The 24,572-nt window shown below is 59.7% G+C and carries 19 protein-coding genes and 4 tRNA genes; 8 read left to right on the top strand and 15 right to left on the bottom strand.

The features are described from left to right. Positions 1 to 61 precede the first annotated feature (61 nt). Both HKK57_RS18930 and HKK57_RS18925 read left to right on the top strand, forming a co-directional pair. Positions 62 to 952 (top strand): LysR family transcriptional regulator, encoded by an 891-nt coding sequence (locus HKK57_RS18930; RefSeq protein ID WP_070995087.1) that lies wholly within the window; start codon positions 62 to 64, stop codon positions 950 to 952. Between the two features lie 63 nt (positions 953 to 1,015). Next, positions 1,016 to 4,309, top strand: coding sequence for a bifunctional diguanylate cyclase/phosphodiesterase (locus HKK57_RS18925; protein ID WP_029294126.1), 3,294 nt, complete (start codon positions 1,016 to 1,018; stop codon positions 4,307 to 4,309). Between the two features lie 41 nt (positions 4,310 to 4,350). Here HKK57_RS18925 and HKK57_RS18920 read toward each other — a convergent pair whose 3' ends face one another. The 13 genes from HKK57_RS18920 to gltX form a co-directional block, all read right to left on the bottom strand. Further along, positions 4,351 to 5,670 carry a hypothetical protein gene (locus HKK57_RS18920; protein WP_169390554.1) on the bottom strand — a complete coding sequence of 440 codons (1,320 nt, stop codon included), beginning with the start codon at positions 5,668 to 5,670 and terminating at the stop codon, positions 4,351 to 4,353. 180 nt (positions 5,671 to 5,850) lie between these two features. Continuing rightward, a complete protein-coding gene (locus HKK57_RS18915) occupies positions 5,851 to 6,582 on the bottom strand; it encodes a hypothetical protein (RefSeq protein ID WP_169390553.1) in 732 nt (243 codons plus the stop codon). Positions 6,583 to 6,877: 295 nt separating this feature from the next. Beyond that, entirely contained in the window at positions 6,878 to 7,822 is a 945-nt protein-coding gene (locus HKK57_RS18910; protein WP_169390552.1) for a hypothetical protein, read from the bottom strand. 566 nt (positions 7,823 to 8,388) lie between these two features. Continuing rightward, positions 8,389 to 8,838 carry an Hsp20 family protein gene (locus HKK57_RS18905; protein ID WP_029294118.1) on the bottom strand — a complete coding sequence of 150 codons (450 nt, stop codon included), beginning with the start codon at positions 8,836 to 8,838 and terminating at the stop codon, positions 8,389 to 8,391. Positions 8,839 to 8,955: 117 nt separating this feature from the next. Next, positions 8,956 to 9,915, bottom strand: a complete 960-nt coding sequence (locus tag HKK57_RS18900; RefSeq protein WP_029294116.1) for a tRNA dihydrouridine synthase — start codon at positions 9,913 to 9,915, stop codon at positions 8,956 to 8,958. A gap of 167 nt (positions 9,916 to 10,082) precedes the next feature. Continuing rightward, positions 10,083 to 10,523 (bottom strand): acyl-CoA thioesterase, encoded by a 441-nt coding sequence (locus HKK57_RS18895; protein ID WP_029294114.1) that lies wholly within the window; start codon positions 10,521 to 10,523, stop codon positions 10,083 to 10,085. 55 nt (positions 10,524 to 10,578) lie between these two features. Continuing rightward, the gene (locus tag HKK57_RS18890; protein ID WP_029294112.1) at positions 10,579 to 11,412 is read right to left on the bottom strand and encodes an alpha/beta hydrolase; all 834 of its coding nucleotides are present in this window, start codon (positions 11,410 to 11,412) and stop codon (positions 10,579 to 10,581) included. 30 nt (positions 11,413 to 11,442) lie between these two features. After that, on the bottom strand, positions 11,443 to 11,982 hold the full coding sequence (locus tag HKK57_RS18885; RefSeq protein ID WP_029294110.1) for a TetR/AcrR family transcriptional regulator: 540 nt from the start codon (positions 11,980 to 11,982) through the stop codon (positions 11,443 to 11,445). 182 nt (positions 11,983 to 12,164) lie between these two features. After that, positions 12,165 to 12,240: transfer RNA gene (locus tag HKK57_RS18880), tRNA-Glu, on the bottom strand. Between the two features lie 79 nt (positions 12,241 to 12,319). Further along, positions 12,320 to 12,395, bottom strand: a tRNA-Ala gene (locus HKK57_RS18875). Positions 12,396 to 12,445: 50 nt separating this feature from the next. Continuing rightward, a tRNA-Glu gene (locus tag HKK57_RS18870) sits at positions 12,446 to 12,521 on the bottom strand. Between the two features lie 78 nt (positions 12,522 to 12,599). Further along, positions 12,600 to 12,675, bottom strand: a tRNA-Ala gene (locus HKK57_RS18865). Between the two features lie 147 nt (positions 12,676 to 12,822). Beyond that, positions 12,823 to 14,304, bottom strand: coding sequence for a glutamate--tRNA ligase (gene gltX / locus HKK57_RS18860; protein WP_029294107.1), 1,482 nt, complete (start codon positions 14,302 to 14,304; stop codon positions 12,823 to 12,825). Positions 14,305 to 14,502: 198 nt separating this feature from the next. Here gltX and HKK57_RS18855 point away from each other — a divergent pair, with 198 nt between their 5' ends. Further along, positions 14,503 to 15,549, top strand: a complete 1,047-nt coding sequence (locus tag HKK57_RS18855; RefSeq protein WP_169390551.1) for an HlyD family secretion protein — start codon at positions 14,503 to 14,505, stop codon at positions 15,547 to 15,549. Between the two features lie 49 nt (positions 15,550 to 15,598). Beyond that, entirely contained in the window at positions 15,599 to 17,089 is a 1,491-nt protein-coding gene (locus HKK57_RS18850; protein WP_169851778.1) for an MDR family MFS transporter, read from the top strand. A 109-nt stretch (positions 17,090 to 17,198) separates the two neighbouring features. Here HKK57_RS18850 and uvrB read toward each other — a convergent pair whose 3' ends face one another. Continuing rightward, on the bottom strand, positions 17,199 to 19,214 hold the full coding sequence (gene uvrB / locus HKK57_RS18845; protein WP_029294101.1) for an excinuclease ABC subunit UvrB: 2,016 nt from the start codon (positions 19,212 to 19,214) through the stop codon (positions 17,199 to 17,201). Between the two features lie 343 nt (positions 19,215 to 19,557). On the opposite strand from uvrB, the gene HKK57_RS18840 reads away from it, so the two are divergent. After that, positions 19,558 to 20,754, top strand: a complete 1,197-nt coding sequence (locus tag HKK57_RS18840) for an amino acid aminotransferase (protein WP_029294100.1) — start codon at positions 19,558 to 19,560, stop codon at positions 20,752 to 20,754. A 152-nt stretch (positions 20,755 to 20,906) separates the two neighbouring features. Then, the gene (locus HKK57_RS18835) at positions 20,907 to 21,116 is read left to right on the top strand and encodes a hypothetical protein (RefSeq protein ID WP_169390550.1); all 210 of its coding nucleotides are present in this window, start codon (positions 20,907 to 20,909) and stop codon (positions 21,114 to 21,116) included. A gap of 82 nt (positions 21,117 to 21,198) precedes the next feature. Here the strand turns inward: HKK57_RS18835 and ptrR are convergent, their stop codons facing one another. Then, complete coding sequence (gene ptrR, locus HKK57_RS18830; RefSeq protein ID WP_092231440.1) at positions 21,199 to 22,113, bottom strand: putrescine utilization regulator PtrR; 915 nt, start codon at positions 22,111 to 22,113, stop codon at positions 21,199 to 21,201. 104 nt (positions 22,114 to 22,217) lie between these two features. Here ptrR and HKK57_RS18825 point away from each other — a divergent pair, with 104 nt between their 5' ends. Then, complete coding sequence (locus HKK57_RS18825; protein ID WP_169390549.1) at positions 22,218 to 23,609, top strand: aldehyde dehydrogenase family protein; 1,392 nt, start codon at positions 22,218 to 22,220, stop codon at positions 23,607 to 23,609. Positions 23,610 to 23,691: 82 nt separating this feature from the next. Beyond that, positions 23,692 to 24,555: a sensor domain-containing diguanylate cyclase gene (locus HKK57_RS18820; RefSeq protein ID WP_104910618.1), complete on the top strand. Its 864-nt coding sequence runs from the start codon at positions 23,692 to 23,694 to the stop codon at positions 24,553 to 24,555. The last annotated feature ends 17 nt before the right edge of the window (positions 24,556 to 24,572 follow it).

Genomic DNA, 24,572 nt, shown 5'->3' with positions numbered 1-24,572 from the left:
TTACATTAAATAACTCAAATTCATATTTTTCATGCTTTGGATAACTCACTGGAATACCACCATGGATCTGGCCAACCTCAATGCCTTTATTGCTATCGCCGAAACCGGCAGCTTCTCCGGCGCCGGGGAGCGCCTGCACCTGACGCAACCGGCAATCAGCAAGCGTATCGCCGGCCTTGAGCAGCAACTGAAGGTGCGCCTGTTTGATCGACTGGGCCGTGAAGTGGGCCTGACAGAAGCCGGGCGCGCCCTGCTGCCCCGCGCCTATCAGATCCTTAATGTGCTGGATGACACCCGTCGCGCCCTGACCAACCTGACCGGCGAAGTCAGCGGGCGCCTGACTCTGGCCACCAGCCATCACATCGGCCTGCACCGCCTGCCGCCGGTATTGCGCACGTTTACCCGGGAATACCCGAACGTGGCCCTGGATATTCAGTTCCTGGATTCGGAAGTCGCCTACGAGGAAATCCTCCATGGCCGCGCCGAAGTCGCCGTCATCACCCTGGCGCCGGAGCCCCACAGCCTGGTGCGGGCCACCCCGGTATGGGATGACCCCCTGGATTTCGTGGTGGCGCCCGAACACAGCCTGGCCAATAACGGCACTATCAGCCTTGCCGACATTGCCCGCCATCCGGCGGTTTTCCCTGGCGGCAATACCTTTACCCACCATATCGTGCACCGGCTGTTCGAGGCCCAGGGCCTGACGCCGAACATCGCCATGAGCACCAACTACCTGGAAACCATCAAGATGATGGTTTCGATCGGCCTGGCCTGGAGCGTGTTGCCGCGCACTATGCTTGATGATCAAGTGGCCAGCATCGCTTTACCGGGCATACAGCTCAGTCGCCAGCTAGGCTATATCGTGCACACCGAAAGGACGTTGTCGAACGCTGCGCGGGCTTTCATGAGCCTATTGGATGCACAGGTTGATCCGGCGGAGATGCCGGCATGAGGCCGTGCGGCCTGTAGACCCTGCTCCCGCGCCGAATGCCCATCGAGCCAAGGCCCCTTGATAATGCCCAACCCTGTCGATCCCGTGCCGCCGCTGCCTCGCATTCACGCCCTGGACCCCCAGCAGGCGGAACAAAGCTGGGAGAACGCCCCGCAGCTGCTGGCGGCGCTCAATGCCGCACGGCTCGGCGCCTGGAGCTGGGATATCGACAGCGGGCGAATCAGCTGGTCGCGCGGCACCCAGGCGCTGTTTGGTTTTGACCCCCGCCAGCCATTGCCCAAGGACCTGGATTACCTCGACTTGCTGGCCGCCGAGGACCGCGGCCGCGTGATCCGGGCCTTTCACGCCGTCCTGGCGGGCGCGCCCTTCGAGCAAGCCATGCACCACCGCATCCAGTGGCCGGACGGTAGCCTGCACTGGCTGGAAATCAACGGCAGCCTGCTGCCGGACGCGTCCGGGCGGCGGCGCATGATCGGGGTGATTCGCGAAACCACCCAGCAACGCGAGCGCGAACATGCCCTGGGCCACTCGGAAAAACGCTTCGCCACCCTGTTTCATCTGTGCCCGAACATGGTCCTGCTGACTCGCCAGGAAGACGGCCTGATCAGTGAGGCCAACCAGTATTTTGAAAGCCTGTTCGGCTGGCCGGTGGCCGATGCCATTGGCCGCACCACTCTGGACCTGGGGCTGTGGGTGCATCCTGAGCAACGCGCCTTGCTGGTCAAGGCGACCCAGCGCAAGGGCGAACCCATCACCATGGAAGTGCAGTTTCGCGCCAGCAATGGGCAAATCCATGACGGCACCCTCAGTGCCCAAAAGGTCGAACTCGACGGCCAGGCCTACCTGATCAGCACGTTCCTCGACACCACCGAGCGCAAGAACGCCGAACAGGCCCTCAAGGACAGCCAGGAACGCCTGGACCTGGCCCTGGATTCGGCCCAACTGGGCACCTGGGACTGGCATATCCCCAGCGGCATGCTCTACGGCTCAGCCCGGGCGGCGCAGTTGCACGGCCTGGAGCCGCATCCGTTCCATGAGTCCTTCGATGCGTTTTTTGAAGGTATGCCCGATGAGGAGCGCGCCAGCATGCGCGACGCCTATCGCACCCTGCGTGAAGGCCCGGCAGGCAATTACCAACTGACCTACCGCGTGCAACTGGAGGACGGCAGTTCGCGCTACCTGGAAAGCCGCGCCCGCCTTTACCGTGACGCCCAGGGCGCGCCCCTGCGCATGGCCGGCACGCTGCTGGATATCACCGACCAGGTGGAACGCGAGCAGCGCCTGAGCGCCTCTGAAGAGAAGTTCGCCAGCCTGTTCCTCGCCAGCCCCGACCCGATCTGCGTTACCCGCCTGTCGAGCGGCGAATTCATCGAAATCAATCCCAGCTTCTGCCAGACCTTTGGCTGGACCGCCGCCGAAGTCATCAATCACACCGCCGAGCAGATCGGCTTGTGGGATGAGCCGACCCAACGCCTGCAGCGCATCGAGCAGGTGATCCGCGAGCAAGCGCTGAACAACGTGGCGATCATCGTCCACCACAAGAATGGCCAGCGTCTGACCTGCATGATTTCCAGCCGGCTGATCACGGTCGGCAACCAGCCCTGCGTGGTCACCACCCTGCGCGATATCACCCAGCAACAGCGCTCGGAAGCGGCGCTCAAGGCCAGCGAGGAAAAATTCGCCAAGGCCTTTCACTCAAGCCCCGACGCGGTGTCCATTACCGAGCGTGACACCGGGCGCTACGTGGAGGTCAACGACGGCTTCTGTCGCCTGACCGGCTACCGCGCCGAGGAAGCCATTGGCCTGACCCTGTACCAGATCGGCATCTGGGCCGATGAGAACCAACGCTCGGCATTGCTCGCCGAACTGCAGATCAAGGGCCGCATCCACCACCTGGACATGCTCTGGCACAACAAGCGCGGCGAGTTGCTGGCAGTGGAAGTGTCGGTCGAGCCCATTACCCTCAATGAAACGCCATGCCTGCTGCTGACCGCACGGGATGTGAGCCTGCTGAAAAGCGCGCAGGCGCAGATCCGCCACCTGGCCTATCACGACCCGCTGACCAACCTGCCCAACCGCGCCTTGCTGATGGACCGCCTGAGCCAGCAGATTGCCCTGCTCAAGCGGCATAACCTGCGAGGCGCGCTGCTGTTTCTGGACCTGGATCATTTCAAGCACATCAACGATTCCCTCGGGCATCCGGTGGGCGATACCGTGCTGAAAATCGTCACCGCGCGCCTGGAAGCCAGCGTGCGCATGGAGGACACCGTGGCGCGCCTGGGTGGCGATGAGTTTGTCGTGCTGCTCAGCGGCCTGGAAGGTTCGCGAATGGAGGTCAGCAAGCAGGTGCAGCTGCTGTCCGACACCCTGCGCGAGCTGCTGTCGGAACCGATGTTCCTCGACGGCCAGCGCTTACAGGTCACCCCCAGTATTGGTGTTGCGCTGATTCCCGATCACGGCTCGACCCCGGCCGACCTGCTCAAGCGCGCGGATATTGCCCTGTACCGGGCCAAGGACTCCGGGCGCAACACCACGCAGATGTTCCATAACAGCATGCAACGCACCGCCAGCGAGCGCTTGCGCATGGAGACCGACCTGCGCCTGGCGCTGTCGCGGGGCGAGTTCAGCGTGCATTACCAACCCCAGGTCGATGCCCGGGGCAATCGCATTGTCGGCGCCGAAGCCCTGGTGCGCTGGCAGCATCCGCAACTGGGCGCACAATCACCGACAGAGTTCATCAAGGTCCTGGAGGACAGCGGTCTGATCCTCGAGGTGGGCACCTGGATCCTCGATGAAGCGTGCGCCACCTTTGCCAGGCTGATTGCCGAAGGCCTGATTGAGCCCAAAGGTTTCAGCCTGTGCGTGAACATCAGCCCCCGGCAGTTTCGCCAGAACGACTTTGTCGAACGGGTGGAACGCAGCCTCAAGCAGCACCAACTGCCATTTAGCCTGCTGAAGCTGGAAATCACCGAAGGCATCGTGATCCAGAACCTGGACGACACCATCGGCAAAATGCGCCGCCTGAAAAAACTCGGGGTCAGCTTTGCCATGGACGACTTCGGTACCGGGTATTCGTCATTGACCTATCTCAAGCGCCTGCCGGTCGATGCCTTGAAAATCGATCAGTCATTTGTGCGCGATGCCACCCACGACCCCAACGATGCAGAGATCATCCGCGCGATCGTAGCCATGGCGCGCAGCCTCAACCTGGAAGTGATTGCCGAAGGCGTGGAAACCTGCGAGCAACTGGCGTTCCTGCAAGGCTTGGGGTGCCATCTGTATCAGGGCTATTTGCATAGCCGGCCACTGCCGGTGGACGCGTTCACGCAACTTTTGAGGGGCGCTGCCGGAGGCTGAAAACAATCCGCCAGATGAACCGCCAGGCCCAGCACGGGGCATCAGACCAATTTCAACGCTCGCACGAAGTAGCCCTTCCAGTTGGAGGGCGCCAGACTGCGCTTTTCTCCATACATGTCGAACATCCCATCAACGACCGTCACTGAATGGTGGGTGTCCGCCAGCGTTCCAATGGCCCCGTCAGCCAGTTCTTGCACCGTGCTTTCCCGGATGTAGGCATACAGCCCCAGCCTGCGCAGCGCCGATCCGGGATACTCACCGTCGTTCAAGGTATCCATGGCGACCTCATAGCTCTGGTTTCCCCGGCCGTCGTTGTTCTCCAATTGCGCACGCTTGGCACTTACGGCGTACAAAAAATTGGCATCGTCCAAAAGGGATTGATTGCTGCCCTGCAAACCGGAGTGCACCTTGGCCTTGTTCAATTCGTCGTGGGTCAAGTTCAGTTTGTAGCCATCGCGCATGACCACTTCGTATCCGTCAGCGGTGGCAGAGATTTTTTTATAGATGCCTTGCGGATTCTGGCCAAACTTCATCATGGCGGCCTTGATCGCTGACACGGTGACACAGTTACCTTCTACGCCCTGGTAAAAACCACTCCAGATATTAGCGGGGCGGACACCCACTGGCACTCTGGAAAGAGGTGGGGCCTTTTCATCAACTATTTCGGGCGATACATCAGGCGTTTTTTTATCATTGAACAACATGAACCCATAACTTTTATCTACCTTGCGCTGCTCCGAATAAAGATGTTGGGTGTTGTCCATCACAAAAGCCGAGCCGAAGTTATGGGTCTCCACGACACCCAAAGCGCCACGCGCCGCCATATAGGTTGCAGGCACAAACTGGGCAAAACCCATCAGGCCCATACCACGCAAGAAGTTCTGGGTAGTTTCACCTTCTAGACTCTTGAGCAGGACGTCTTCGAAACGCTCATGATTGCCGATCAGCTGCTTGCGCTTGATAAATGCCGCGAGCACTAAGTTGGCGTCCGAAACCGCCATGCCATCGTTCCCGGCAAACCGTGATGCCTGCGCGGTCATCCTTAGTTCCTCGGCAGACACATGAACCCTGAACTCATCTTTCATCGTGATCTCATAACCGTCGCCCACCGCCTTGACCTTTTCAAACATATCATGTGGGCTTTGACCGAAGGTCATCATCATCAATTTAATGACTGCTGCATGGGTACTATTATCAAAACACTCACCAAAGTTACGTCGGGTGGCGGAAAATGCATTCAAAATATCGCGGGGTTTGTTCCCCCCGGCCGCCGACAATGTGACTGTCGATAAACGCCGGACAGATTCATGAGCCACACTCAAACCATCAAACAACACCCGACCGAACATACCGATACTCATAGGAGTTTCCTACCCAAAAATATTATTAAAGACACGACAAACAACACACAGCCGATAAGTGACGAATTCAAACTTAAAAATACAATGACGAATAAAAACCTGCGCAGGATAAAAACAACCACTTTTATTCTTAAATCAACATCTAGTGTAAAAACCGCTATTTACCTACCAACCCCCCCATCAGTCGACTAACGCGACTGCGTGCCCCTGGCTGGGTGCCCTTCCTTTACGGCCCCACAACTCTTCCTTGCCACCAATCACCGCAACCGAATGCCCGGTGCGGTTGACCATGCCGACTTGCCCCCTGGCCAACACACTTACCGCCACACGCTTCATGTGCTTCTTCAAGCCCAACCGCAGAAAACCCTCTCCCGCCCCCCTCTCATCCTCACCATCATTCAGGCTGCGGATTGCCGCGCTAAAACTTCTAGCCGCTCGGCCATCGTTGTTTTCCATCTGGGCGCGCTTGGCGCTGACGGCAAACAGGAACTGAGCATCCTTGAGCATTCCCTTGTCTTTTCCAACAAACCGCGCGCCCTGCGCCGCTTGCTTCAACTCCTCATGAGTCAGCGTCAAGCGAAAGCCATCTCTCATCGCAACGTGATAACCGCGCTCGGTTTTGATGACTTTTTTGTAAATATCAGTAGGGCTCTGTCCGAATTTATGCATCGCCGCCTTGATTGCCGATACCGTTACGCAGTTACCATCCGGGCCCTGACGAAAACCGCTCCAGATATCATCGGCCTTGGCCCCGTTGCGCTTTTCCGAAAGGCCCTCAATCCTGGCCGGGTGTGAGTCGGGCGCAGGCACTGCCGGTGTAGGCTTGTCAGGAATCACATCGGTTTGGACGCGTTTCTCCTTATCCCGTCCTGACAACAACGCTGATAGCTGACTCAGCAAATTCATGAACATTGAAACAAGACTTTTTAATTCCGCTTCCTTAGTTGCAACGTCACCCCTGAAATCCGTGAAACTGTTAGATAGGTCAACGACGCCCGCGGTCTGCCTAAGACGCTGTGGCTGTAGAGAGTTAAAGTTTCCCTCTACCCTACCCGAACAACCACATGGCACGTTTGTAGCACTGTTAATAGTTAAGTTAGACATTAGCCTTCCTGCCACAAAGTGCCCCTCCGGCCTAAACTTTGCCGAAGAGGTCACTGATTGAAATCAAGAACTTTATTGGGTGTTTACTGATGTAGCGGGCGCATTAGAACCGGCGAGACAAACCCCGCGCCCAGCTTCTTTCACCCGGGCGGCAATCAGGGCCGGGCGACGTCAGGTCTGGCTCAGGCTTGGGGTCGTGCGACGGCATCACTGGGGTTGGCCGGGGACGAACAGCAGGCGGCACCTGCGCGTCGGTTTCCGGTACTGCCAAATCAGGCACCCGATCAGGTTTTACCTGGCGGTCGGTCAAGGACACTGTTGGCCTGTGCACCCAGTCGGGCCGGGCTTGCGGGTCGATCGTCGGGAGCGGCCTCGGATGCGGCCGCACACGAGTGTCGACCTTTGGCACAGCAGGATGAGAGTCCTCCGGGCAGTGGCAATTGTTCACATTGAGATCGACGTTTACCCGCACAACCGTGTCAGACGATGCCTTGGAATCGGTACCAGGAACCCTCGGTGTAATTGTGATATTGGGTAGCACAACGGGGTGCTTGCCCACATCCGAATTCACTTTCGTATCTGGCATCACGGGCTTGCCATCGGTCTGCGCCTTCTTCTCCTGTGATTTTTCAGCCTCGAGCTGCACCTTGGCGTCATTGCCGAGTATCAGGGGCTTGCTGTCGATCTGTGCCTTCTTCTCCGGTTGTTTGCCAGCGTCAACCTGCACTTTGCCGTCCGGGCCTGTAGTTACCGTTTTATCCCCCGGTGTGGGTTCGGGTAAGGGCTTTTTGCCAGACAACAGATCGCGCATCGCCTTGAAAACAAGCTCAAACATATCGAACAGTTTTGCAAGAGAATCAACACTCACAACAATGTTGTCGCGTCCGACGCCTGTCGCCCGGTTATATTCCGGCAACACATTCAACTTATTACCCAGCAACTTGCTCGCATCGTTCCCCCCAGGTGGAGTGGGTACCGGTGTCGGCAAATCAAACTGGCGATTAGCGACATTCGCGCCTGGAGGATTGTTTATAGATAGATAAGACATGCGTCATTCCTCTTCTCAAGACAGCACAGGGCGCTCAGGCCCCCATAACGAACAGTGTTTACTTATGACTTGAAACGGCAGCCACCGATTCGAAGTCCCTAGTTTCGTGGAGTAAAAAACGTTCGAGTTCCAGAAATCGCGGAAAACATAAGGACATCAAAAGACAATTTCGGACTTTTACCTATAGACTTCTGCAAAGGCCTGCCTTACAAGGCCGTCCTTTGAAAAAAACAGGTCATACTCGCTAATAAACTGTGCCATGGAAAAAGAACGTCACGATTGTTTGAACTGTCTTTGCATCGCCCATGATATTTCCCGCGCGTTTAATACTGCTGCCACGCCAAGCAAAATCAAAAAACAAAAAACCGCTGCAACACTCACAGTTGACTAGAACTACAACAAAGTTACACACACCTACTCTCAAAATGCTCAAAATATACAATCAAACCAAACATGAATTTAACTGACAGCATCTGAATTACTTGCCCGCCCAACAGAGCCTTAAACAAAAAAAGGGCGCCAGAGGCGCCCTTTTCAGAGGAGGTGAAAAACTTAAATACATGGACTCAATGTTGCAAAGCTGGCTTCTGCGCGCCGTTGATGGGAATGCGCTTGGCCTTGGCTTCTTCCGGCACCACCCGCAACAGATCGATACTCAACAAGCCGTTGCTCAGGTCCGCCGCCTTGATTTCAATGTGGTCCGCCAAGCGGAACGACAGTTTGAAGGCGCGCTGGGCAATACCTTGGTGCAGATAGGTAACGCTCTCAGCCTTGGTGTCGCGCTTGCCGCCACTGACGGTCAATACGCCTTTCTCCACCTGCAGCTCCAGATCGTCTTCCTGGAAGCCGGCAGCCGCGATGACAATGCGGTACTCGTCTTCACCATGCTTCTCGACGTTGTAGGGTGGGTAGCTGCTGCCCGGCTCATTGCGCAGTGCGGTCTCGAACAGATCGTTGAAACGATCAAAACCGACGGAGGAGCGGAACAGCGGCGCCAGGGAAAATGCAGTACTCATGGTCAAATCTCCTGAAATATCAGCAAGGTTCTTTATCTCCACGACCCGAATTCGGCATCGTGTAATCCCTAGATAAGGACCGCCAATTACATTTCAAGAGTAGTTGTAGGAAAAATTTCAGGCCACTTGCGGATGGGGCATTCCGAGTAGACGGCTAACCTGCTGAAGATCGGTTTCCCTGCGCAACGCGGTAAACAACTCCACGGCTTGCGGGTAATTTCGCGTCAGCATGGCCAGCCACTGCTTCAGTCGGCCCGGCGCCTGGCGTTCCGTCAATTGCGCCACGGACTGCCTCCAGAACTCCTGGAGCATGGGCTGCATGTCCTCCCAGGTCATCTCCACCACGTCCTGACCAGCGCGCGCGGCGGCGATTTGCCGGGCCAGGTCGGGACGCGCTACCAGGCCGCGACCGAGCATGATGTCTTCGACCCCACTGATCTCACGGCAGCGCCGCCAATCCTCGACACACCAGATATCACCATTGGCAAATACCGGCACCTTGACCACGTCCTGCACCCGCGGGATCCACTCCCAGTGTGCAGGCGGCTTGTAGCCATCGGCCTTGGTCCGCGCATGCACCACAATATGCGCGGCGCCGCCTTCAGCCAGGGCCGTGGCGCACACCAGCGCGCCGTCCGGGCTGTCAAAGCCCAGGCGCATCTTGGCGGTCACTGGGATATGCGCAGGCACGGCACGGCGCACGTGTTCGACGATCTGGTTGAGCAGCTCCGGCTCCTTGAGCAGCACCGCGCCACCCCGGGACTTGTTGACAGTCTTGGCCGGGCAGCCGAAGTTCAGGTCGATAACCTCAGAGCCCAACTCACAGGCCAGTGCGGCGTTTTCCGCCAGGCACACCGGGTCGGAACCGAGCAACTGCACGCGCAACGGCACACCCGCAGCGGTCTTGGCACCGTGCAGCAGTTCAGGGGCAAGCTTGTGGAAATAGGCCGGGGTCAGCAGGCGGTCGTTGACCCGAATAAATTCGGTCACGCACCAATCGATACCACCCACCTGGGTCAGCACGTCCCGCAGGATGTTGTCGACCAACCCCTCCATGGGCGCCAAAGCAATTTGCATGGAAAACACTCAACGAAAAACGTGGCGCAGTTTACTGGGTTTCCCACAGCAACCGTTAACCCTACCGCCCCCTGTAGGAGCGAGCTTGCTCGCGAAAAACGCCCAGACGACACGGTAAAACTGATCGACCGCGTTATCGTTGACGTTCTTCGCGAGCAAGCTCGCTCCTACATGGACAATGCCGTAAGCGCTACGCCATAGCCCTCGATAAACTCCGCCGGCATGCGCTTGGGCTTGCCGCTGGAGAGCTCGATGCAGACAAAGGTGGTTTGCGCACGCAACAAGGTGGTGCCATCGCTGGGGCGCATCAGTTGGAAGCGTCGGGTCATTTTCAGGCGCTGGTCCCAATCGACGATCCAGGTTGCCAGCTGCAGCTCATCGCCTTCGTAGCCGGCCGCCAGGTAATCGATTTCGTGGCGCACCACCGCCATGGCCCGGTCCAGGCGCCGGTACTCGGTGAGGTCCAGGCCCAGGCGCTGGGAATGGCGCCAGGCGCAACGCTCCAGCCAAGACACGTAGACGGCATTGTTGGCATGCCCCAGGCCGTCGATGTCCTCAGGGGCCACCTGCAGATCGATGATAAACGGCTTTGCCAAGTCCCAGCCCATGCCCTGCTCCCGGTCGATTAATGTCGGCGGGGAGCAGTGTAACCTATCGCCTGGCTCAAGCGGTTTGCCGGGCCGGCTCACGGCAGCCGGCGAGCAGCGCCAGCACACCTTCGACCACCCTTGGGTCGGCCAGGACTTTTTGATGGCCGCCCTGCTCCAGGCGTAAAAGGCGGCTGTCGAACCAGGCCTCGTGGATCATCTGCGAAGCTTTGACCGGGACGAAGGTATCGTCCTCGGCATGCACGATCAGCCCGGGGATATTCATTTGATAGTGGGCCACATCCAGGTGCTTGAGCGGAATGCCCAGGGAGTACTCGACCTCCTGGATAAACGCCGCACGCGCCCGCGCCGGCATGCCGACTACTCCAGCAAAGCCGCGCAATACATCGAGCAAGCGTGAAGGGGCAGCAATGCTCACCAGCGCATTGGTGCGCAGGCCCAACTGGATGGCCAGCATCGCACTGGCGCCCCCCATGGAATGGCCAACCACCGCGTGCAAGGGCGGCAATTCAGCGGCAGCCTCCAGCATCGCCCGGGCAAACAGCACCACATGGGCTTCGCGGCCCGGCGAACGACCATGGGCCGGGCCGTCGAGGGCAATCACCGAGTAACCCGCGCCCACCAGTGCGTCGATCAGGCTGGCGAATTGGGTCGGGCGCCCTTCCCAGCCATGCATCATCAGCACCGCTGGGCCCTGGCCCCAGCGCAGGGCCGACAGGCCAAAGCGCAAGGTGACGCGCTCGGCCTGGGCCAGCAATGGCAACTCCCAATCACGCGGCGGCAAGTCTCGTGGCGTCATGAAGGCACGCCGCATCTGGTTGGCGATGGTTTGCGGCGCCAGCCTGCCCACGGTGCCGTTGACTCGGCGAATCCAGCTCAAGGTGCTCATCCACTCACTCCCCAGGCTTGCAAGCCTTGTTCAGCGCACAGCCGACTTGGAGGCGCGTAATACACGATCCGATAATTCGCCCGGCCCCAGAGCCCTGGCCAATGCCAGGCCACCAATCATCAAGGCCATGTCGGCCAGGGCCTTGTCGGTGTCTTCCGGGCTGGCGGCCAGCTGTGCGGCCATCAACTCGACGTGCTGGTTCAATACATCGCGAAACTCATCCGGCAGCCGGCTCATCTCGCCGACCGTGGCCGGGATCGGGCAGGCCTGGGCGGTAGAATCGCGGTGTTTGCGCGAGAGGTAGAACGCGGCTACCAGGGCTCGGCGCTCTTCGCCTGTCAGGCTGGGGTCCATATCGTCGATAGATGCCCGACGCCGCGCCAAGAGCTGCTCGAACGCCTCCAGCATCAGAGCGTCCTTGCTTTCAAAGTGGGCGTAGAAGCCACCCACGGTCAGCCCCGCGGCGCCCATGACTTCACCCACACTCGGTTCGGCCGGGCCACGCTGGACCAGCGCGGAACTGGCGGCTTGCAGAATACGTTCACGGGTTTGCGCTTTTTTATCGCTCATGACGGCCTCCGAATATTACGGTTAAAATATTATCCGCATAATACTTTTTAGCAAGCGGTGAATTCGACCGCTGGTCAGAAGAGTTTTTTTGAAGAGGGAGGGAGAAAACCCAAACGCCAGACAAACAAAAGGGTCATTCAATAATTGAATGACCCTTAAAAATCCCGCAGAGCGGGTAATCGTGGCGTCCCCTAGGGGACTCGAACCCCTGTTACCGCCGTGAAAGGGCGGTGTCCTAGGCCACTAGACGAAGGGGACACAAACCTTCTATACAACTGATCAGTGCTGAGAACTGATCGATTCAAGGACGGTGTGGCCAGACCTTGAACCTGTAAATTGGTGGAGCTAAACGGGATCGAACCGTTGACCTCTTGCATGCCATGCAAGCGCTCTCCCAGCTGAGCTATAGCCCCGGATTTTTCGTCTCGCGACGCAGCAGACCTTGCGAACTGCTTGTTGAAACTGGCGTCCCCTAGGGGACTCGAACCCCTGTTACCGCCGTGAAAGGGCGGTGTCCTAGGCCACTAGACGAAGGGGACAAAACCTTCTGTACAACTGATCAGAGCTGAGTTCTGATCGATTCAAGGACGGTGTGGCCAGACCTTGAACCTGTAAATTGGTGGAGCTAAACGGGATCGAACCGTTGACCTCTTGCATGCCATGCAAGCGCTCTCCCAGCTGAGCTATAGCCCCTCATCGGTGAGGACGGGGCGAATCTTAATGGCGCTTTGAAAGGCTGTCAAATTTATTTTCAACAATTTCCAAAGTTTTTTGCCGGGATAACAATCACTTACCATCAAAACCCCGCAAAGCCGGGGTTTTGACCTCACCAACACCTGACTAGGCGATCGCGCCCAGCAGCTTTTCCCATTCCTTGTTTTCTTTCTTCGACACACCACCAAGCAAATCAAGGGCTTGGCGCAGACGGAAACGGGTCAGGTCCGGACCAAGGATTTCCATCGCATCAAGCACCGACACCGAACTGGCTTGCCCGGTAATCGCGGCAAACATCAGGGGCATCGCGTCGCGCAGCTTCAATTCCAGGGATTCGACCACGGCCTGGATAGTCGCGGTGATCGCATCCTTCTCCCACTGGCGCAGGCTTTCGAGCTTCCACAGGATCAACTGCATCAACTGGCGGACCTGGTCCCCCGAGAGTTTCTTGGACTCGAACAGCTTGGCATCCGGGTTCACGCCACCGGCAAAGAAGAAGCTGGCCAGAGGGGCGACCTGGCTGAACGTCTCCACCCTGCCCTGCACCAGCGGCGCGATCTTCATCATGTACTCGGGGTTCAACGCCCACTGCTGCACACGGCTGGCGAACTCTTCTACCGGCAGGTCACGCAACCATTGGCCGTTGAGCCACGACAGCTTCTCGATATCGAAGATCGGCCCGCCCAGCGACACGCGGGACAGGTCGAAGTTATCGACCATTTCCTGCAACGAGAACTTCTCGCGCTCGTCCGGCATCGACCAGCCCATGCGGCCCAAGTAGTTGAGCATCGCTTCAGGCATAAAGCCCATGCGCTCGTAGAACGTCACCGAAGTCGGGTTCTTGCGCTTGGACAGCTTGCTCTTGTCCGGGTTACGCAGCAGCGGCATGTAGCACAACTGCGGTTGTTCCCAGCCGAAGTATTCGTAGAGCAGGATCAGTTTCGGTGCCGACGGCAGCCACTCTTCGCCACGCAGCACGTGGGTGATGCCCATCAGGTGGTCATCGACCACGTTGGCCAGGAAGTACGTCGGCAGGCCGTCGGTCTTCATCAGCACTTGCATGTCCATGCGGTCCCACGGGATCTCCACGTCACCACGCAGCATGTCCGGTACCACGCAAACGCCTTCGCTCGGCACCTTCATGCGGATCACATGAGGCTCGCCAGCGGCCAGACGCGCGGCCACCTCTTCCTTGGACAGCAGCAGCGCGCGGCCGTCGTAGCGCGGGGTTTCGCCACGGGCCTGTTGCTCGGCGCGCATCTGGTCCAGCTCTTCAGCGGTACAGAAGCACGGGAAAGCGTGGCCCATGTCGACCAGTTGCTGGGTGTACTTCTTGTAAATGTCGCTGCGTTCGCTCTGGCGATAAGGGCCGTGTGGGCCGCCCACATCCGGGCCTTCTGCCCAGGTAATGCCCAACCAGCGCAGGGCATCGAAAATCTGCTGTTCCGACTCACGGGTCGAACGCACTTGGTCCGTGTCTTCGATCCGCAGGATGAATTCACCGCCATGCTGCTTGGCAAAGCAGTAGTTGAACAAGGCGATGTAGGCAGTGCCGACGTGGGGATCCCCAGTAGGCGATGGCGCGATGCGCGTGCGGACGGTGGTCATGGCGGGTCTCGAATGGGCAATAAAGCTGAAAATAAAACAAGGGGCGAATGGTAACAGCCCCAAGCCCCCCGGCTCCAGCGTGGGCCGATCAACAAAGGGCATATAAGCCAAGGTTGGGGCTGGAACCTCGACATAGCTATTTGCCAGATCGTTAGCTGGCTATATTCCATTACCTTTTGTAACTGACACTGCGCCGCCATGCCTGCCCAACTCAAACGCCGCCTGTTTATCTTCCTGTTTATCGTCGCCTTGATCGCCGCGGGCTTCTTTGCCCATTGGTTCTTCAAGGGGCGCTTTTATGAAAGCACCGACAACGCCTACGTGCAGGGCGAAATCACCCGGGTCTCCAGCCAGCTCGGCGCGCGCATCGCCGAGGTCAAGGTGGGCGACAACGAGCACGTGGAAAAAGGCCAGTTGCTGGTCATTCTGGAACAGGACGACTTCCTGCTGGCCATCGACCGCGCCAACGCGACCCTCGCCACCCGCGAGGCCGAACGCCTGCAGGCCACGAGCAAACTGACCCAGCAGGCCAGCCTGATCGCCGCCGCCGATGCCCAGGTATCGTCCAGCCAGGCGACCCTGGGCCGCGCGCAGATCGACTTGTCCCGCGCGCAAACCCTGCGCAAACCCGGCTATGTCTCGGAAGAACGCGTCACTACCCTGTCTGCCGACAACCACATCGCCCGCTCCCAGGTCGCCAAGGCCCAGGCCGACCTGCAAGGCCAGCGCCAACAGGTCAGCGCCCTGAACGCCGATCTCAAGCGCCTCGACGCGCAGATCGCCAATGCCCGCGCCGACCTGGCCCAAGCCGAGCTGAACCTGACCCGCAGCGAAATCCACGCCCCCATCAGCGGCCTGGTCGGCCAGCGCGCCGCGCGCAACGGCCAATATGTGCAGACCGGCGCGTATCTGCTGTCCATCGTTCCAGACCAAGACATCTGGATCCAGGCCAACTTCAAGGAAACCCAGATCGGCCATATGGCCCCTGGGCAAAAAGCCGAACTGATCTTCGATGCCTATGGCGACACCCCTATCGAAGCCCGCGTCGACAGTTTGTTCGCGGCTTCCGGCGCGCAGTTCAGCCTATTGCCGCCAGACAATGCCACCGGCAACTTCACCAAAGTCGTACAACGGATCCCGGTAAAACTTACGTTTGCCGCCGACAACCCGTTGCAGGGCAAGATCCGCCCCGGCATGTCGGTAACCGTCAAAGTGCAGATCCAAGACCCTGACCATGGCCGGTGATCAACTGCTGCGCCCGGTCGGCGAACCGACCCGGCGCGACTGGATCGCGGTGATGAGCGTGATGCTCGGCGCCTTTATGGCGGTGCTCGACATCCAGATCACCAACTCCTCGCTCAAGGATATCCAGGGCGCGCTGTCGGCCACCCTGGAAGAAGGCTCGTGGATTTCCACCTCCTACCTTGTCGCCGAAATCATCATGATCCCCCTCACCGCCTGGCTGGTGCAGTTGCTGTCGGCACGGCGCCTGGCGGTGTGGGTCTCGGTGGGTTTCCTGATCGCCTCGCTGATGTGCTCCATGGCCTGGAGCCTGGAAAGCATGATTGTATTCCGTGCCCTGCAAGGCTTTACCGGCGGCGCGCTGATCCCCCTGGCCTTCACCCTGACCCTGATCAAACTGCCCGAACACCATCGCGCCAAGGGCATGGCGATGTTCGCCATGACCGCCACCTTTGCGCCGTCCATCGGCCCGACCATCGGCGGCTGGCTCACGGAAAACTGGGGCTGGGAATACATCTTCTATATCAACGTACCGCCAGGGCTGTTGATGATCGCCGGCCTGCTCTACGGCCTGGAGAAAAAGGCCGCGCACTGGGAGCTACTCAAAAGCACCGACTACATGGGCATCCTGACCCTGGCCGTGGGCCTCGGTTGTTTGCAGGTGTTTCTTGAAGAGGGGCATCGCAAGGACTGGCTGGAGTCGAGCCTGATCGTCAGCCTGGGCAGCATCGCGCTGTTGAGCTTGATCACTTTCGTCATCGTGCAACTGTCCAAGCCCAACCCGCTGATCAACCTGGGTATCCTGGCCAACCGCAACTTCGGCCTGTCGAGTATTTCCAGCCTGGGCATGGGCGTGGGGCTGTATGGCTCGATCTACCTGCTGCCGCTGTACCTGGCGCAGATCCAGAACTACAACGCCCTGCAAATCGGCGAAGTGATCATGTGGATGGGCGTGCCACAGCTGTTCCTGATCCCGCTGGTGCCGAAATTGATGAAATACGTGTCACCGAAATGGCTTTGCGCGGTGGGATTCGGCCTGTTTGGCTTCGCGAGTTTTTCCTCGGGCGTGCTCAATCCAGACTTTGCCGGCAGCCAGTTCAACCAGATCCAGATCATCCGTGCCCTTGGCCAGCCGCTGATCATGGTCACCATTTCGTTGATCGCCACGGCGTACATCCTGCCTCAGGACGCGGGCTCGGCGTCGAGCCTGTTCAACATCCTGCGCAACCTGGGCGGGGCCATCGGCATTGCGCTGCTGGCAACCCTGCTGGATGCACGGACCAAGACCTACTTTGATTACTTGCGCGAGGCGATTGTCCCGACCAACCCGCAAGTGGCCGAGCGCATGGCGACGCTGACGCAGACGTTTGGCAATGAAACGGCGGCGCTGGCCAAGCTCAGTGAAATCGCCCACCAACAGGCACAGATCATGGCCTATAACGATGCGTTTCACTTTGTCGGGTTGGCGTTGGCGGTGAGTATGCTGGCGATCTTTTTGACCAAGGCGTTGCCGGCGGGGCTCAAGGCGGGGGAAGCCCATTAGACCGAGGCGCCGCTATCGCAGGCAAGCCAGCCCCCACATTTGAATGTATTCACACATCCCAATGTGGGAGCTGGCTTGCCTGCGATGAGGCCCCAACAGTCAGCGCAAATCAGACCGCCAGCAACCGCTCACGCAACTTGCCAATCTCGTCACGCATCTGCGCCGCCGCTTCAAACTCCAGGTCCCGCGCCAACTGGTACATTTTCTCTTCCAACTGGCGGATCCGCTTGGTGATTTCACTCGGCGAACGCAGTTCGTTTTCGTACTTGGCGCTTTCTTCGGCGGCCTTGGCCATGCCTTTGCGCTTCTTGCTGCGCGAACCGGGCACGGTGGCGCCTTCCATGATGTCGGCCACGTCCTTGAACACACCTTTAGGGGTGATGCCATTGGCCAGGTTGAAGGCAATCTGCTTTTCGCGACGGCGCTCGGTCTCACCAATGGCGCGCTCCATGGAGCCGGTGATGCGGTCGGCATACAGGATGGCGCGGCCATTGAGGTTACGCGCGGCACGGCCGATGGTCTGGATCAGCGAGCGCTCGGAGCGCAGGAAACCTTCCTTGTCGGCATCGAGAATCGCCACCAGCGACACCTCGGGCATATCCAGGCCTTCACGCAGCAGGTTGATCCCCACTAGCACATCGAAGGTACCCAAACGCAGGTCGCGGATGATCTCTACACGTTCCACGGTATCGATGTCCGAGTGCAGGTAACGCACACGCACACCGTGGTCGGCCAGGTAATCGGTAAGGTCTTCGGACATGCGCTTGGTCAGCGTGGTGACCAGAACCCGCTCTTCCAGGGCCACGCGCTTGGTGATTTCCGACAGCAGGTCATCGACCTGGGTCAGGGCCGGGCGGATTTCGATTTGCGGGTCGACCAGGCCGGTGGGGCGCACCAGTTGCTCGATCACCCGCCCAGCATGCTCGGCCTCGTAGTTGCCCGGCGTGGCAGAAACAAAGATGGTCTGCGGGCTGATGCTTTCCCATTCGTCAAAGCGCATCGGCCGGTTATCCAGTGCCGAAGGCAGGCGGAAGCCGTACTCCACCAGGGTTTCCTTGCGCGAGCGGTCGCCTTTATACATGGCGCCGACTTGCGGCACGCTGACGTGGGATTCGTCGATCACCAGCAACGCATCTGCCGGCAGGTAGTCGTAGAGGGTCGGCGGCGGCGCGCCGGACTCACGACCCGACAGGTAGCGCGAGTAGTTTTCGATGCCGTTGCAGTAACCCAGCTCCAGGATCATCTCCAGGTCAAAACGCGTGCGTTGCTCCAACCGCTGGGCTTCCACCAGTTTATTGTTGGCGCGCAGGTATTCGAGGCGCTCGGCAAGCTCGGCCTTGATCCCTTCCATGGCATCCAAAAGGGTTTCACGCGGGGTCACGTAGTGGCTTTTTGGATAGAAGGTGAAGCGCGGCAGTTTGCGGATCACTTCGCCGGTCAACGGGTCGAAGGCCGACAGGCTCTCGACTTCATCATCGAACAACTCGATACGGATCGCTTCGAGGTCCGATTCGGCCGGGTAAATATCGATCACATCACCCCGCACCCGGAAGGTCGCGCGGGCGAAGTCCATGTCATTGCGGGTGTACTGCAAATCCGCCAGGCGCCGCAGCAAGGCGCGCTGGTCGAGTTTGTCGCCGCGATCGACGTGCAGCACCATCTTCAGATAGGTTTCCGGGCTGCCCAGGCCGTAGATGCACGACACCGTGGTGACGATGATCGCATCCTTGCGCTCCAGCAGGGCCTTGGTCGCCGACAGTCGCATCTGCTCGATATGGTCGTTGATCGACGCATCCTTCTCGATAAAGGTATCGGAAGACGGCACATAGGCTTCGGGCTGGTAGTAGTCGTAATAGGAAACGAAGTACTCCACCGCGTTGTTTGGGAAGAACGCCTTGAACTCACCGTACAGCTGCGCGGCCAGGGTCTTGTTCGGCGCCAGCACCAGGGTCGGGCGGTTGATCTGTGCAATCACGTTGGCGATGCTGAAGGTCTTGCCCGAACCGGTCACCCCGAGCAGCGTCTGGTGCGCCAGGCCGGCCTCGATGCCTTCGACCATCAGGCGAATAGCTTCGGGCTGGTCGCCAGCAGGTTCAAAGCGGGTGACTAGTTGGAAATCCGACATAACGTACCTCTTGAAGTCACCCCAGACTGTAAACCCGTCGGGGACGAAAAAGACCACAGCCCGCAAAACTTCAGAGCAGGCAGTAGGAAAAAACCATGATAGCTGTAGAAGTGGAGGCGAATGTGACGGGTTTCAAGGCAAGCGCCCTACATGCCTGAGGCCATCAATGTTGCAATAAGACTAACGGTCGATAAATAAACCGAAAAACTTGGCTGAAAAGCCGTTTCGGCTGTCGCCGCGAGCGGTGTTGGCCTCTATACTAGCTCCCCGTTTGTGCACCGCTCTAGTGCATTCGGCTGGAGCGCGACACGTCCCTCCATTCCCCCATAGAGCTGCCGCAAAAATGAGCCTGTTCTCCGCTGTCGAAATGGCACCACGCGATCCTATCCTGGGCCTCAACGAAGCATTCAACGCCGATACCCGTACTACCAAGGTCAACCTTGGCGTAGGCGTTTACTGCAACGAGGAGGGGAAGATTCCACTCCTGCGTGCCGTTGCCGAAGCGGAAGCCATTCGCGTGGCGCAACACGCCGCCCGTGGCTACTTGCCGATCGATGGCATTGCCGCCTACGACCTGGCCGTGCAAAAGCTGCTGTTCGGCGAGCAATCACCGCTGTTGAGCGCTGGCCGTGTGATCACCGCCCAAGCCGTTGGCGGCACCGGCGCACTGAAAATCGGCGCCGACTTCCTCAAGCAACTGCTGCCCAACGCCGTCGTCGCCATCAGCGACCCAAGCTGGGAAAACCACCAGGCGCTGTTTGAAAAAGCCGGCTTCCCGGTGCAGACCTACCGCTACTACGACGCTGCCACCCACGACGTAAACCGTGCCGGCCTGCTGGAAGACCTCAACGCCCTGCCCGCCCAGTCCATCGTCGTGCTGCACGCCTGCTGCCACAACCCGACCGGCGTCGACCTGAGCCCGGCCGACTGGAAAGACGTACTGGAAGTGGTCAAGGCCAAGAACCTGGTGCCATTCCTCGACATGGCCTACCAGGGCTTTGGCGACGGTATCGACGAAGACGCCGCGGCGGTGCGCTTGTTCGCCGAGTCCGGCCTGACTTTCTTTGTGTCCAGCTCGTTCTCCAAATCGTTCTCGCTGTACGGCGAGCGCGTGGGTGCACTGTCTATCGTCAGCGAATCAAAAGAAGAAAGCGCGCGCATCCTGTCCCAGGTCAAGCGCGTGATCCGCACCAACTACTCCAACCCGCCGACCCACGGCGCGGCGATCGTAGCGGCGGTGCTCAACAACCCGCAACTGCGCGCCCAGTGGGAAGCCGAACTGGCCGAAATGCGCCTGCGCATCCGTGGCATGCGCGAGCAGATGGTCAGCGAACTGGCCAAGGCTGCTCCGGGCCACGACTTCAGCTTCGTCGGTCGCCAGCGCGGGATGTTCTCCTACTCGGGCCTGACCGTAGAGCAAGTCACCCGCCTGCGCAGCGAATTCGGCATCTACGCCCTCGACACCGGCCGCATCTGCGTGGCCGCGTTGAACCAGGCGAACATCGATGCCGTGACCAAGGCGATTGTGCAGGTGCTGTAAGCCTGATCGTGAGGTACAAAGGGGAAGCCAGCGGCTTCCCCTTTTTTGTGCCTTGCCCCTTTAGGAGCGAGCTTGCTCCTACAAAAAGCTCAGCGCTGGCAAAGCAAGCCCCTTAGACTGAAGCACGACTGCCCTTTGCGATGAGACTTTCTATGAGAAACGACGACCTGGACCTGCGTGCCGACCGCGACGAACTGGACCACTTCACCCCTCGCACGCCTCAAGCCAAGCGGCAAAAAAGCCTGGTCCTGCAAGTCGCCCTGGGCGTCTTCATCGGCGGCCTGGCCTTGTGGCTCGTGCAATTGGGCGCCACAGCGCTGATGGCCAAATTGGCGATGGGCACCCTGCAGTTCGGTGGCTGACCCCCCCACCCTGTGGCGAGCGGGCTTGCCCCGCGCTGGGCTGCGCAGCAGCCCCACTACTTATTCAGGCAAAAACACCGCGCTAGGGGTTTAGGGCCGCTTCGCAGCCCAGCGCGGGGCTAGCCCGCTCGCCACAATGGGTCCGCTCTTGGAGCAGTTGCACAAAACTGTCCAGGCTCTGTGACACCGTGCCCCGACGCCAGATCAACCAAGTGTTCAGCAGGCGGAACTCGTCCGCCAATGGCCACACGCTCACCGTGGTAAACCCCGGCATGCTCTCCAGCATGCTGCGTGGCATCAGCGCCAGACCCGCGCCGGCGCTGACGCAGGCGAGCATGCCGTGGTACGACTCCATCTCGAAAATCTTCCCCGGCACCGCGCCATCCTGGGAAAACCAGCGCTCAAAGTGGTGCCGATATGAGCAGTTGGAACGGAAGGTGTAGATGCTCTCCCCGTTCACATCCTGCCCACGGGTGATCGGCCCATGATGCAACGGCGCAATCACCACCATCTCTTCTTCAAACACCGCCACCCCCTCCAGGGTCGGATGCAGCACCGGGCCATCGACAAACGCGGCCGCCAGTCGGCCCGATAGCACGCCTTCGATCATCGTCCCCGAGGGCCCGGTGCTCAGGTCCAGTTCGACCTTGGCGTGTTTCTGGTTATAGGCTGCGAGCAACGCCGGGATACGCACGGCGGCGGTGCTCTCCAGCGAACCCAGGGCAAATGGCCCCTGGGGTTCCTCCCCCGCCACAGTGGCGCGGGCCTCTTGCACCAGATCGAGAATGCGCCGCGCGTAGCCCAAAAAATTCCAGCCGGCAGGCGACAGGCGCAGTCGACTTTTCTCACGGATAAACAGCTCGACTCCCAGGTCCTGCTCCAGTTGCTTGATGCGCGTGGTCAGGTTCGACGGCACACGGTGAATCAACTGCGCGGCGGCACTGATGCTGCCTTGCTCGGCTACGGCCTTGAAAATCTCCAGTTGCACCAGATCCAATTCATTCTCCAATCGTGAACGTATTGCTTAATATTATTCAGTTCCCGGAAAAGATACAGCCCCGTACGCTGGGCACCTTCCCTAATGCTGCGCAGGACGGTGCCATGAACGCTATTTCTCACCAGACCCATGCCTTGTCGATCAACCCCGCCAATGGCCAAACCGTGGGCAGCTACCCCTACGAGTCCGCCGCGCAACTGGACGCCGCCCTCACCCGCGCCAGCACCGCCTTTGCCAATGGTCGCAACACGCCCGTGGCGCAACGCGCCCAATTGCTGCTGGCCCTGGCCGGCGCCCTGCGCGAGCAAGCCGAGCAGATGGCGCAAATGATCACCCTGGAAATGGGCAAGCCCATCGCCCAGGCCCGTGGCGAAATCGAGAAATGCGCCTTGCTGGCCGAGTGGTACGCCGCCCATGGCCCCGCCATGCTTGCGCCGGAGCAGACGCTGGTGGACAACGGCAGCGCCCAGATAGAGTACCGCCCGCTGGGCCCGATCCTCGCCGTGATGCCGTGGAACTTCCCGGTCTGGCAGGTACTGCGCGGCGCGGTGCCGACCATGCTCAGCGGCAATACCTACGTGCTCAAGCATGCGCCCAACGTGATGGGCAGCGCCTACCTGATGAAACAAGCCTTCCATAAAGCCGGTTTCGCCGAGGGGTTGTTCGAAGTGATCAACGTCACCCCGGACGGCGTATCCAAGGCCATCGCCGACCCACGCATCGCCGCCGTGACCCTTACCGGCAGCGTGCGCGCCGGTATCGCCATTGGCTCCCAGGCCGGCGCCGCGCTGAAAAAGTGCGTGTTGGAACTGGGCGGCTCCGACCCGTTCATCGTCCTCGACGACGCCGACCTCGACGCCGCCGTGCAAGCCGCGGTGATCGGCCGCTTCCAGAACTCCGGCCAGGTCTGCGCCGCCGCCAAGCGCCTGATCATCGAGCAAGGCGTGGTCGAAGCCTTCACCGCCAAGTTCCTCGAAGCCAGCCGCCAACTGGTGATGGGCGACCCGACATCGAGCGACACCTACATCGGCCCCATGGCCCGTTTCGACCTGCGTGACGAACTGCACGGCCAGGTCCAGGCCACCCTGGAAGAAGGCGCCACCCTGTTGCTCGGCGGCCATCCCGTCGAAGGAACGGGTAACTACTACGCCCCCACCGTACTGGCCAATGTCACCGACCAAATGACCTCGTTCAAACAGGAACTGTTTGGCCCCGTCGCCTCGATCATCACCGCCCGCGACGCCGACCACGCGGTCGCCCTGGCCAACGACAGCGAGTTCGGCCTGACCGCGAGCATCTTCAGCAGGGATCCGGCCAAAGCGCAGAAAATCGCCAACCAGTTGGAAACCGGCGGCATCTTTATCAACGCGTACAGCGTGTCCGATCCTCGAGTGGCGTTTGGCGGGGTGAAAAAGAGTGGGTTTGGCCGCGAACTGTCACATTTTGGCGTGCGGGAATTCTGCAATGCGCAGACGGTATGGGTAGATCGGCGGTAGGCCGATCGTCAAGATTCCTCATTGTCAGCTTGCGGGTTCAGGATATGATCAGGCCGGTATTTGAACCGGATTGCACTGACCTATGCCCGTGGACCTGCAAGCGCTCTATCCCAAACTGATCCATCTGATGCTGGATACGGTTTTCGTGGTCGACAGGGACAGCCAGATTGCATTTGTCAGTGACGCCTGCGAGGCGCTGCTCGGCTACCGTGCCGACGAGCTGACCGGGACTGTGATCACCGACTATATGCACCCTGAAGACCTGGCGGCCACCCGAGCCTCGATTATCCGGGTGATGAACGGCCAGCCCCATGTCGACTTCCGCAACCGCTATATCCGCAAGGATGGCAGTGTCGTTCATATTCTGTGGGCGGCATTCTGGTCCGAGGACGTCGGCGCGCGGATAGGCGTGGCACGGGATATAACGGCCCTCACCCAGGCCGAGGAGGAACTGCGCTTCCTCGCCCATCACGACCCGCTGACCGCCCTGACCAACCGCTCGCTGTTCAATGATCGGCTGGACTCGGCCTTGCGCAATGCACGCCGACAGAACAGCACCCTGGCCTTGCTGTTCCTGGATATCAATGACTTCAAGGGCATCAACGATGTACACGGGCACGCCGCGGGCGACCGCGTGCTGTGCACCATTGCGCGGCGCCTGGAAAGCTGCGTGCGTGAGACCGACACGGTGGCGCGAATGGGTGGCGATGAGTTCACCGTGTTGTTGACCGACCTTCATTCAGAAGACGCCGTGGCCGAGAAAGTGCAGCAGATTCTCGCCATCATGGCCGCCCCCCTTGGCCCTGAATTTGGCCCGGTGAAGATGCCATCATGCAGTATCGGCGTGGCGCGCTACCCGGCTGATGGGGAAGATGCCGACACCCTGCTCAGCTATGCCGATGGCGATATGTACCGGGTGAAAAAACTCCACCGCGCAGCAGGCTGAAGCCAAGCCGCCCCGCC

It is taken from the genome of Pseudomonas sp. ADAK21 (assembly GCF_012935735.1).
GTDB lineage: Bacteria > Pseudomonadota > Gammaproteobacteria > Pseudomonadales > Pseudomonadaceae > Aquipseudomonas > Aquipseudomonas proteolytica.
Note: the sequence above shows the minus strand (reverse complement) of the source record. Positions and strands in the feature narration are given on the sequence as shown.

Bases quoted from the DNA above. Each gene is read 5' to 3' on its own strand.
- HKK57_RS18930 (WP_070995087.1), top strand. From the start codon at position 62: ATGGATCTGGCCAACCTCAATGCCTTTATTGCTATCGCCGAAACCGGC.
- HKK57_RS18925 (WP_029294126.1), top strand. From the start codon at position 1,016: ATGCCCAACCCTGTCGATCCCGTGCCGCCGCTGCCTCGCATTCACGCC.
- HKK57_RS18920 (WP_169390554.1), bottom strand. From the start codon at position 5,670: ATGAGTATCGGTATGTTCGGTCGGGTGTTGTTTGATGGTTTGAGTGTG.
- HKK57_RS18915 (WP_169390553.1), bottom strand. From the start codon at position 6,582: ATGTTCATGAATTTGCTGAGTCAGCTATCAGCGTTGTTGTCAGGACGG.
- HKK57_RS18910 (WP_169390552.1), bottom strand. From the start codon at position 7,822: ATGTCTTATCTATCTATAAACAATCCTCCAGGCGCGAATGTCGCTAAT.
- HKK57_RS18905 (WP_029294118.1), bottom strand. From the start codon at position 8,838: ATGAGTACTGCATTTTCCCTGGCGCCGCTGTTCCGCTCCTCCGTCGGT.
- HKK57_RS18900 (WP_029294116.1), bottom strand. From the start codon at position 9,915: ATGCAAATTGCTTTGGCGCCCATGGAGGGGTTGGTCGACAACATCCTG.
- HKK57_RS18895 (WP_029294114.1), bottom strand. From the start codon at position 10,523: ATGGGCTGGGACTTGGCAAAGCCGTTTATCATCGATCTGCAGGTGGCC.
- HKK57_RS18890 (WP_029294112.1), bottom strand. From the start codon at position 11,412: ATGAGCACCTTGAGCTGGATTCGCCGAGTCAACGGCACCGTGGGCAGG.
- HKK57_RS18885 (WP_029294110.1), bottom strand. From the start codon at position 11,982: ATGAGCGATAAAAAAGCGCAAACCCGTGAACGTATTCTGCAAGCCGCC.
- gltX (WP_029294107.1), bottom strand. From the start codon at position 14,304: ATGACCACCGTCCGCACGCGCATCGCGCCATCGCCTACTGGGGATCCC.
- HKK57_RS18855 (WP_169390551.1), top strand. From the start codon at position 14,503: ATGCCTGCCCAACTCAAACGCCGCCTGTTTATCTTCCTGTTTATCGTC.
- uvrB (WP_029294101.1), bottom strand. From the start codon at position 19,214: ATGTCGGATTTCCAACTAGTCACCCGCTTTGAACCTGCTGGCGACCAG.
- HKK57_RS18840 (WP_029294100.1), top strand. From the start codon at position 19,558: ATGAGCCTGTTCTCCGCTGTCGAAATGGCACCACGCGATCCTATCCTG.
- HKK57_RS18835 (WP_169390550.1), top strand. From the start codon at position 20,907: ATGAGAAACGACGACCTGGACCTGCGTGCCGACCGCGACGAACTGGAC.
- HKK57_RS18825 (WP_169390549.1), top strand. From the start codon at position 22,218: ATGAACGCTATTTCTCACCAGACCCATGCCTTGTCGATCAACCCCGCC.
- HKK57_RS18820 (WP_104910618.1), top strand. From the start codon at position 23,692: ATGCCCGTGGACCTGCAAGCGCTCTATCCCAAACTGATCCATCTGATG.